Source organism: Tsukamurella ocularis (assembly GCF_965138335.1).
Lineage (GTDB): Bacteria > Actinomycetota > Actinomycetes > Mycobacteriales > Mycobacteriaceae > Tsukamurella > Tsukamurella ocularis_A.
Map to the genome: position 1 here is coordinate 1 of NZ_CBCSDV010000059.1, position 9138 is coordinate 9138.

Annotated in this window: 5 protein-coding genes and 1 pseudogene; all 6 read right to left on the reverse strand. The window is 73.1% G+C overall.

Annotated elements, in window-relative coordinates; all coding sequences use genetic code 11:
- Nucleotides 1–14: 14 nt before the first annotated feature.
- A pseudogene (gene ftsW, locus ACNAYW_RS24330) lies at nucleotides 15–1456 on the reverse strand (putative lipid II flippase FtsW); the annotation flags it as partial.
- On the reverse strand, nucleotides 1453–2922 hold the full coding sequence (gene murD, locus ACNAYW_RS24335; protein WP_415852174.1) for a UDP-N-acetylmuramoyl-L-alanine--D-glutamate ligase: 1470 nt from the start codon (nucleotides 2920–2922) through the stop codon (nucleotides 1453–1455). The gene murD and the pseudogene ftsW, both read right to left, overlap by 4 nt.
- Nucleotides 2923–4002, reverse strand: a complete 1080-nt coding sequence (gene mraY, locus ACNAYW_RS24340; RefSeq protein WP_415852175.1) for a phospho-N-acetylmuramoyl-pentapeptide-transferase — start codon at nucleotides 4000–4002, stop codon at nucleotides 2923–2925.
- A complete protein-coding gene (locus tag ACNAYW_RS24345; protein WP_415852176.1) occupies nucleotides 3999–5522 on the reverse strand; it encodes a UDP-N-acetylmuramoyl-tripeptide--D-alanyl-D-alanine ligase in 1524 nt (507 codons plus the stop codon). The genes mraY and ACNAYW_RS24345 overlap by 4 nt, the downstream gene beginning before the upstream one ends.
- A complete protein-coding gene (locus tag ACNAYW_RS24350; RefSeq protein WP_415852177.1) occupies nucleotides 5519–7078 on the reverse strand; it encodes a UDP-N-acetylmuramoyl-L-alanyl-D-glutamate--2,6-diaminopimelate ligase in 1560 nt (519 codons plus the stop codon). Before ACNAYW_RS24350 ends, ACNAYW_RS24345 begins: the two co-directional genes overlap by 4 nt.
- 24 nt (nucleotides 7079–7102) lie before the next feature.
- Complete coding sequence (locus tag ACNAYW_RS24355; protein ID WP_415852178.1) at nucleotides 7103–9070, reverse strand: peptidoglycan D,D-transpeptidase FtsI family protein; 1968 nt, start codon at nucleotides 9068–9070, stop codon at nucleotides 7103–7105.
- Between the last annotated feature and the right edge of the window lie 68 nt (nucleotides 9071–9138).

Consider the following 9138-nt stretch of genomic DNA (forward strand, 5'->3'; position numbering starts at 1 on the left):
GGCGCGGGGCNGGNCCGCGGCCGGCGGGGCGCTCGGGGCGCGGCGGGATGTAGGGCAGCGGCTTGGGCAGGCGCAGCAGGCGGCCGGTGCGGCCCTCGCGGCCCCCGGCCAGGGCGGCGATCGCCTCGGGCTCGTGCCGGGCCGCGTTCGCCAGCAGCCCCATCATGAACAGCACGAGGATCACCGAGTTGCCGCCCGCGGAGAGCAGCGGCAGCTGGATGCCGGTCACGGGCAGCAGACCCACGACGTAGCCCATGTTGATGATCGCCTGCAACGCGACGAGCGTGGTGATCGAGGCGGCCATGAGGCGCAGGAACGGGTCGGCGACCCGGCGCGCGATCCGCATGCCGACCCAGGTGAGGACGCCGAACATCAGGATGACGACGCCCGCGCCGAGGTAGCCGAGCTCCTCGCCGATGATGGCGAAGATGAAGTCGTTGTGCGCATTCGGGAGATAGCTCCACTTGGCCGTCGAGTTGCCTAGGCCCACGCCGAACAGGCCGCCGTCGGCGAGCGAGTAGCGCGCCTGGTTCGACTGGTAGTTGGCGCCGAGCGCGTCGTCGGTGCGGCCGAGCCAGGCCTGCACGCGCGCCGAGCGGTAGCCCTCGGCGAGCGCGAAGAAGATGCCGAGCAGGGCGAAGACGACCAGCAGCGAGGCGATGAGCTTCGAGGACAGGCCCGCGTAGTACAGCAGCATCGCGCCGACGGCGACGATGATCATGGCCGTCGACTGGTTGGGCTCGGCGACAACGAGCGCGGCCATGAGCACCACCACCGGGCCGAGCGGTAGCAGGAGTTCCTTGATGTTGCCCTTGCGGCCGCGGTCGGCGAGCAGGTGTGCACCCCACACGATGAGCGCGACCTTGGCGATCTCGGAGGGCTGCAGCGTGAAGCCGCCCACGTCGATCCAGCGGCGCGCGCCGCCGACCATGGTGCCGATGCCGGGCACGAGCACGGCCGCGAGCAGCGCGATGGAGACGAGTACGCCGCCGAGCGCCACCCGGCGCAACAGCGCGGGGCGCAAGTACAGGGCGAGGATGAACGCGACCACGCCCAGACTGACGTAGATCAGCTGGCTGGTGAACTTGCCCCAGGGCGAGCCGGTGGCGCTGATGTCCTCGACCGACGACGCCGAGAGCACCATGATCAGGCCCATCACGGTGAGCACGGCGGTGAGGCCCAGCACCAGATGGAAGGACGCGAGCGGGCGGCGCAGGGCCGTCGCGAGACCGACGGCGGCGCCGCGCAGCAGCGACGCGCCGGTGCGGGCGACGTCGGCGCCGGTGCGAGCAGCCGACGCGGCGGCCGCGCCGCGGGAGCCCGGCGCGCCGTCGACCTCGGCCGACGCGGCCGTCTCCTGGGGCTGCGCGTCGAACTCGGTGCTCTCCGGGGCGTTGACGCCGCCGGGCGTGAGATCGGAATCGGAACCTGCGGCGGCCTCGCCGGCGCGGCTCACGAGGCGTCTCCGAGCGCGCGGGCGGAGGCGGCGAAGGCGTCGCCGCGGTGCCCGTACGAGGTGAACATGTCGAGCGAAGCCGCGGCCGGCGCGAGCAGCACGACGGGGGCGGCACCGTCGTGGGCCGCGGCTTCGGCGATCCGGGAGGCCTCGGCGACGACGGCGGCCATCACCGCATCCGCATCGCCGGACACTCGCACATCGCTAGCCCCAGTCGTCCCTACAGAACGATTCGCATCATTAGTCACAGGAGACACAGGACTATGTTCGCCCGCGAACACCCGAACCACGGGGACATCGGGCGCGTGTCGCGCGAGTGAACCCGCGATTTCGTCGCGATCCAGTCCGAGCAGCACCGCGCCCACGAGTCGCGGCGCGACGCGCTGCACCAGCGGCGCGACATCGGCGCCCTTGAGCTGGCCACCGGCGACCCAGACCACGCGCTCGTGGGCCTCGATCGAATTGAGCGCGGCGTGCGGGTTGGTGGCCTTGGAATCGTCGATGTACGTGATCCCGCGCACCTGCGCGACGGGCTCGGCGCGGTGCGCGCCCACCCGGAACGCGGCGAGCGCCTCCCCCGCCTGCGCGGCGGTGACGCCCACGGCCTGCGCGAGCGCGGTCGCGGCCAGCGCGTCCGCGATCCCGGCGGGCCCGGGCGGCGACACCCGGTCCGCGCGCAGGACCGGGGCACCGGCACCGTCGACCAGGATCCCGCCGCGCACCCCGTAGTCGCCCGGCCCGGGCTCGCCCGTGGTGAAGCCGACGGTGACCTCCCCGCGCAGCCCCGAGGCCACCGGGTCGTCGAGGCCGATGACAGCGAGCTCGCCGGCCAGGGCGCGCGCCTTGTCGGCGGTGTACGCGGCCATGGAGCCGTGCCAGTCGAGGTGGTCCTCGGCGACGTTGAGCACGACGCCCGCCCGCGGGCGCACCGACGGCGCCCAGTGCAGCTGGAAGGAGGACAGCTCGACGGCGAGCACGCGGGGGTCGGCGACGTCGCCGATCGCGTCGATGACGGGGCGGCCGATGTTGCCGCACGCGACGGCGCGGACGCCGGCGTGCAGCAGGATCGACTCGAGCATCTGGGTGGTGGTGGTCTTGCCGTTGGTGCCGGTCACCACGAGCCACTCGCGGGGCGCGCCGAAGGCGCCGGCGCGGTCGATCCGCCAGGCCAGTTCGACGTCGCCGATCACCTCGACGCCCGCCTGCTCGGCGGCGACCACGACGGGTGCGGTGGGCCGGAAGCCGGGCGCGACCACGACCAGGTCGTAGCCGGACGGGTCGTGGCCGTCGAGGTCGGCGACGACGATGCCGGGCACCTCGCCGGCGATCTTCTCCCGCGCCGCGGGCTTGCCGTCGGCGACGGTGACCGCGGCCCCCAGCCGGAGCAGCGCCCGGGCGACGGCCGGGCCGGTGACACCCCCGCCCGCGACGAGGACGTGCGCGCCGGGGCCGGGGATCGTCGCCATCTAGCCGACCGCGCCGGAGCCGAGGAACTCGGCGTAGAACAGGACCAGGCCGAGCCCGCAGGAGATGGCCGTGAGCAGCCAGAACCGGATGATCACCGTGGTTTCGGCCCACCCGGAGAGTTCGAAGTGGTGATGGAAGGGCGCCATCCGGAAGACGCGGCGCCCCGTCGAGCGGAAGACGGCGATCTGGATGACGACCGAGACCATCTCGGCCACGAACAGCGCGCCCAGCACGACGGCGAGCAGCTCGGTGCGGGTGGTGATCGACAGGCCGGCCAGCAGGCCGCCCAGCATGAGCGAGCCGGTGTCGCCCATGAAGATCTTCGCGGGGGCGGCGTTCCACCAGAGGAAGCCGAGGCAGGCGCCGCCCGCGGCGACCGCGATGAGCGCGAGGTCGAGCGGGTCGCGCACGTCGTAGCAGCCGGCGACCTGCTTGGTCTCGCAGGCGTAGCGGAACTGCCAGAAGCTGATGAGCACGTAGCTGCCGAGCACCATGGCCATGGAGCCGGCGGCGAGGCCGTCCAGGCCGTCGGTGAAGTTCACCGCGTTCGACCAGGCGGAGACGACGAACCAGCAGAAGATCACGAAGACGATCGCGCCCATGGAGATCGTGTTGATGTCGCGCGTGTAGCTGAGGAACTCGCTGGCCGGGCGCACCCCGTCGGCGTTGGGGAACTGCAGCACGAGCACGCCGAAGATCAGGGCCGCGACCGTCTGGCCGACGGTCTTCGCGGTCTTGTTCAGGCCCAGGTTGCGCTGCTTGCGCACCTTGATGAAGTCGTCGAGGAAGCCGACGATCGCGAGCGAGGTGGCGAGGCCGAGCACCAGCAGGCCCGAGGCGCTGGGGCCGGGCCCGGAGTTCCAGCCCAGCAGGTGCGCGCCGAGGTAGCCCGCCCACAGGGCCACGATGATCGCGACGCCGCCCATCGACGGGGTGCCGCGCTTCTTCTGGTGGCTCTGCGGCCCCTCGACGCGGATCTCCTGACCGAAGCCCTGCCGGGAGAAGACCCGGATCAGGACGGGTGTGAGCAGGATCGCCACGGCCAGCGAGATGCCGCCCGCGAACAGGATCTGGATCACTTCGGTGACTCCCCGTTCTCGTTGTTGACCGCGCTCGCCGTGCCCAGGTGCTCGGCGACCTCCCACATCTTCTCGGACTTGGACGCCTTGACCAAAACGAGGTCGCCCGGGCGGAGCTCCTCGCGGAGGCGGTCCACGGCCTCTGCGCGGGTGTCCACGCGCACGGCCTCGCTGCCCCACGAGCCCTCCATCACGGCGCCCTGCCACAGGGCGTGGACGGCCCGGGACGTGCCGACGCAGATGGTCGACGTGATGTCGAGCCGCACCAGGAATCGGCCCAGTCGGTCGTGTTCGACGATCGACTCCTCGCCGAGCTCGCCCATCTCACCGAGGACCGCGAAGGTGCGGCGGCGCTCGCGTCCGGGCAGCCGCTCCCCCGCCTCGTCGTGCTCGGACATGAGCACGAGGCTGCGGAGCGCGGCCCGCATCGCGTCGGGGTTGGCGTTGTAGGTGTCGTTGACCACGGTCACGCCGTCGTCGGTGGTGAAGACGTCCATCCGGCGCGGCGACGCGGCGCCCGCACCGGACAGCGCCTCGGCGATCTGCGGGACCGTCGCGCCGCATTCCAGCCCGACCGCCGCAGCGGCCAGCGCGTTGTGCACCTGGTGCTCGCCGTGGACCTTGAGCGCGACGGGCGCCTCGCCCGCCGGCGCGCGCAGCGTGAACGAGGCCCGGGCCTGCGCGTCGATGCGCACGTCGACCGCGGCGACCTCCGCCTCACCGGTTCCGTAGAAGACCACGCGGGCCGCGGTCCGGGAGGCCATCGCGGCGACGGCGGCGTCGTCGGCGTTGAGCACGGCGATCCCGTCCTCGGGCAGCGCCTCGACCAGCTCACCCTTGGCGCGGGCGATGGCCTCGCGCGAGCCGAACTCGCCGAGGTGGGCCGTGCCCACGTTGAGCTCGACGCCGATGCGCGGCGGCGCGACCCTCGCCAGCGCCGCGATGTGTCCCTCGCCGCGGGCCGACATCTCCAGCACCAGGAACCTCGTCGACGCCGTGGCGCGCAGCGCGGTCCACGGGTGGCCGATCTCGTTGTTGAAGGAGCCGGGCGGCGCGACGGTCTCGCCGAGCGGCCGCAGCACGGCGGCGATGAGGTCCTTCGTCGAGGTCTTGCCGGCCGAGCCGGTGACGCCGACGACGGTGAGCCCGTCCGCGGCGAGGGCCTTCGTGCAGTGCGCGGCCAGGTCGCCGAGGGCCCGCAGCACCGCTGCCCCGGCGCCGTCGGTGTCGTTCTCGAGCGCCATCACACGGTTGTCGGTCTCGCCCGAGACGGGCACGACGATCGCGGGCACGCCCACGGGGCGGGCGCCGAGCACGGCGACCGCGCCCTTCTCGATCGCCGTGGCGGCGAAGTCGTGGCCGTCCACGCGGGCGCCGGGCAACGCGAGGAACAGCCCACCGGGGCCGATCGCGCGGGAATCGAATTCGACGGTGCCGGTGACCTTCGCCTCGGGGTCGGTCACGTCGTGCAGCGTGCCGCCGACGATCGCGGCGACCTCACGCAGGGTGAGCTCGATCATGCGCGCGCCTCCCCCGCGGCGGCCCGCGATTCCAGCGCGGCCGCGAGCTCGTCGCGGTCGTCGAAGGGATGCTTGACGCCGTGGATCTCCTGGCCCGCCTCGTGGCCCTTGCCGGCGACGAGCACGACGTCGCCGGTGCGAGCCCAGTTCACCGCCTCGGCGATGGCCGCGCGGCGGTCGCCGATCTCGCGGACCTCGCCGCCGCCGGTCACGGCGCGGGCGCCCGCCATCACGGCGGCCCGGATCGCGGCGGGATCCTCGGTGCGGGGGTTGTCGTCGGTGACGATGACCAGCTCTGCGGCGCCGGCGGCGGCCTCGCCCATGAGCGGCCGCTTCCCGCGGTCGCGGTCGCCGCCCGCCCCGACGACCACGGCGATGCGCCCCGCGGTCTGGCCGCGCAGCGTCGCGATCACCGCGTCGAGCGCGGCGGGCTTGTGGGCGTAGTCCACGACGGCGAGGAAGTCCTGGCCGCGGTCGATGCGCTGCACCCGGCCGGGCACGGCGACGGCGCCGATCCCGCGGGCCGCGTCGGCCAACGGGATACCTGCCTCGTGCGCGATGACCAGCGCCAGCGCGGCGTTGGCGACGTTGTAGGCACCGGGTAGGCCGACGACGGCGGAGAAGGTCTGGCCGTCCGGCCCGCTCAGGGTGAACCGCTGCGTGCCGTCGGAGTACGCGGCGACCTCGCCCGCGGTCCAGTCGGCGGGTCCGGCGGTGGCGACGGTGACCAGCGGCGATCCTGCCGCGCGACGCAGCTCGGCCATGCGGTGGCCCCACTCGTCATCGACGCAGATCACCGCGCGTTCGCAGGCCTGCGGCCCGACGAAGAGCAGCGACTTCGCGGCGAAGTAGTCCTCCATCGTGGGGTGGTAGTCGAGATGATCCTGGCTGAGGTTGGTGAACGCGCCGACGGCGAACCGGCTGCCGCCCGCCCGGTTCTGGGCGAGGGCGTGCGAGCTGACCTCCATGACGGCGGCGGTCACGCCGCGCTCGACCATGGACGCGAACAGCCCCTGCAGCGCGGTGCCCTCGGGCGTGGTGAGCGTGGTCGGGACGTCGACGCCGGCGATGCGCGTACCGACGGTGCCGATCAGACCCGTCGGGTTGCCGCCCGCGGCGAGCGCCGCCTCCACGAGGTAGCTGGTGGTGGTCTTGCCGGAGGTGCCCGTGATGCCGACGAGCGTCATCCGGCTCGACGGTGCGCCGTACACCACCGCCGCGACGGGCCCGAGCACCGAGCGCGGATCGCCGTGGAGCAGCACGGGGACGTCCTGGCCCTCCTCGGCGAGGAGGGCGGCACCGTCGGCATCGGTGAGCACCGCCACGGCCCCGGCCTCGATCGCGCCCGCGGCGAACCGCGCGCCGTGCGTCGCGGTGCCGGGGACGGCGCAGAACAGGTCGCCGGGGCGCGCCTCCTGGGCGCGGACGGTGGCGCCGGTCAGCCGGACCCGACCATCGGCACCGTCGGCCAGGACGACGCCCGGGACCTGCGCAACGACCTCGGCGGCCGTGGCTCCGTGGGGATGGTCGGGGCGTGTGAGAGTCGATTCGGGCACCGGTAGATCCTACCCGCCGGTTAACTACTTACCGGCCACCAGCGTCAGCGGCTTCGAGGGCGGCGAGAGCGGGACGCCGTACTTCTGCAGCAGGAACGAGGCGATGTCGTGGAACAGCGGCGCCGCGGACTGGCCGCCCGTGCCGTCGGAGCTCCGGGTGGGGGCGTCCATCATCAGGCCGATGACGAAGCGCGGATCGTTCGTGGGCGCGACGCCCGCGAAGGTGATGTTGTACAGCGAGTTGGAGTACGCCTTGGTCACCGGGTCCACCTGCTGCGCGGTGCCGGTCTTGCCGCTGATCTGGTAGCCCTCGACCGAGCCCGGCGCGCCGGTGCCCTGCTGGTAGCCCATCGGGTCGCGCTGGAGCGCGGCGCGGAACATGTCGAGCACGGTGCGGGCGGTCTCGGAGCTCATCACGCGCACCGGCTCCGCGCCGGACGCGGGGTTGGCGGCACCGTCGACCTCCTTGATGATGCGCGGCGGGATCCGGACCCCGTCGTTGGCGAGCGCCTGGTACATGCCGGCCATCTGCAGCACCGTCATCGACAGGCCCTGGCCGATCGGCAGGTTGGCGAAGGTGCCGCCCGACCACTGGTTGCGGGCGGGCACGGCGCCGCCGGACTCGCCCGGCAGGCCCACGCCCGTGGAGCGACCGAGGCCGAAGCGGGCGACGTAATCGGCGAAGGCGTCCTCGCCGACGCGCTGCGCGAGCATCAGGGTGCCCACGTTGGACGACTTACCGAAGACGCCGGTGGTGGTGTACGGCTCGGTGCCGTGGGCCCAGGCGTCCTTGACGGTGACGCCCGACATCCGGATCTGGCCGGGGACCTGCAGCACCTCGTCGGGCTTGGTCTTGCCGCCGTCGATCGCCGCCACGGCGGTGATCAGCTTGTTCACCGAGCCCGGCTCGAAGGGCGTGGTCACCGCGAGGTTGCCGGTGCGCGCCGAGTCCGGCTGGTTGTTCATGCCGTGCGACGGGTTGAAGGTGTTGTCGACGCCCATCGCCAGCACCTGGCCGGTCTTGGAGTCGAGCACGACGGCCTGCACGCTCTTGGCGCCGGACTTGGCCTTCGCCTGCGCGACCGCCTGCTGCACGAAGAACTGCACGTCGTTGTCGAGCGTGAGCACCACGCGGGCCCCGTTCGCGGCCGGGTGGATGTCGCGAGTGCTGCCGGGGATGACGGCGCCGTCGGAGCCGCGGTCGTACGTGCGCGAGCCGTCCGTACCGGCGAGGATCGAGTCCAGCGAGGACTCGAGGCCGATGAGGCCCTGGCCCTCGAAGCCGGTGGTGCCCACGATGTTCGCGGCGAGCGAGCCGCCCGGGTAGTTGCGGATCGACTGGCGCTCGGCGCCGACCTCGGAGTACTCGTCCGTGATCGCCGAGGCCTTCGCCGGGTCGACGCCGCGGGCCAGGTAGACGAAGGTGTCGTTGCCGCGCATCTGCTCGAGCAGCTTCTGCTCGTTCACGGAATCGCCGAGGACGGAGACGATCTTCTTGGCGATCTGCTGCAGCCGGTCGTCGACGCCCACGGGCGTCACGCCCTTCGCGGCGTCGCCGCCCTCCTTCACCAGCTCGACGTCCTTGTCGTACTTCTCCTGGATCTGCTTGCGCACCGCGACGGGCTGCAGCGTCAGCGACTTGGCCTCCATGGTGAAGGCGATCGGCTGCCCGGCGCGGTCGGTGATCGAACCGCGGACCGCCGGCAGCACCTCCTTGACCTGGCGCTGGCTCTCGGCCTTCGCGGACAGGCCCGGGGCCTGGATGAACTGGACGACGCCGAGCCACACGGCGATGACGGTGAAGACCGCGACGATCACCCAGCCGCCGACGCGGACGCGGCCGGTGAAAGCGGTGGAGACCTCGGGTGCGCGGCCGCCCTTGACCCGGGCCCGCGCGGACTGGTGGCCCGGCTTGGGGGCCGCGGCACCGCGCGGCGCCCCGGAGCGGGCGGACGGCCTCGTCTTCGTCGGCGGGCGCTGGGCGCGGGTCACCGGGCCGTCCCCTGGGCCGACGCCGCGGGCGCCGGGCTCGGGGTGGGGCTCGGAGCCGGGGTCTGAGC

Excerpts from the sequence above, each read along its gene's own strand:
- ACNAYW_RS24345 (WP_415852176.1), bottom strand. The coding sequence starts at position 5,522 with ATGATCGAGCTCACCCTGCGTGAGGTCGCCGCGATCGTCGGCGGCACG.
- murD (WP_415852174.1), bottom strand. The coding sequence starts at position 2,922 with ATGGCGACGATCCCCGGCCCCGGCGCGCACGTCCTCGTCGCGGGCGGG.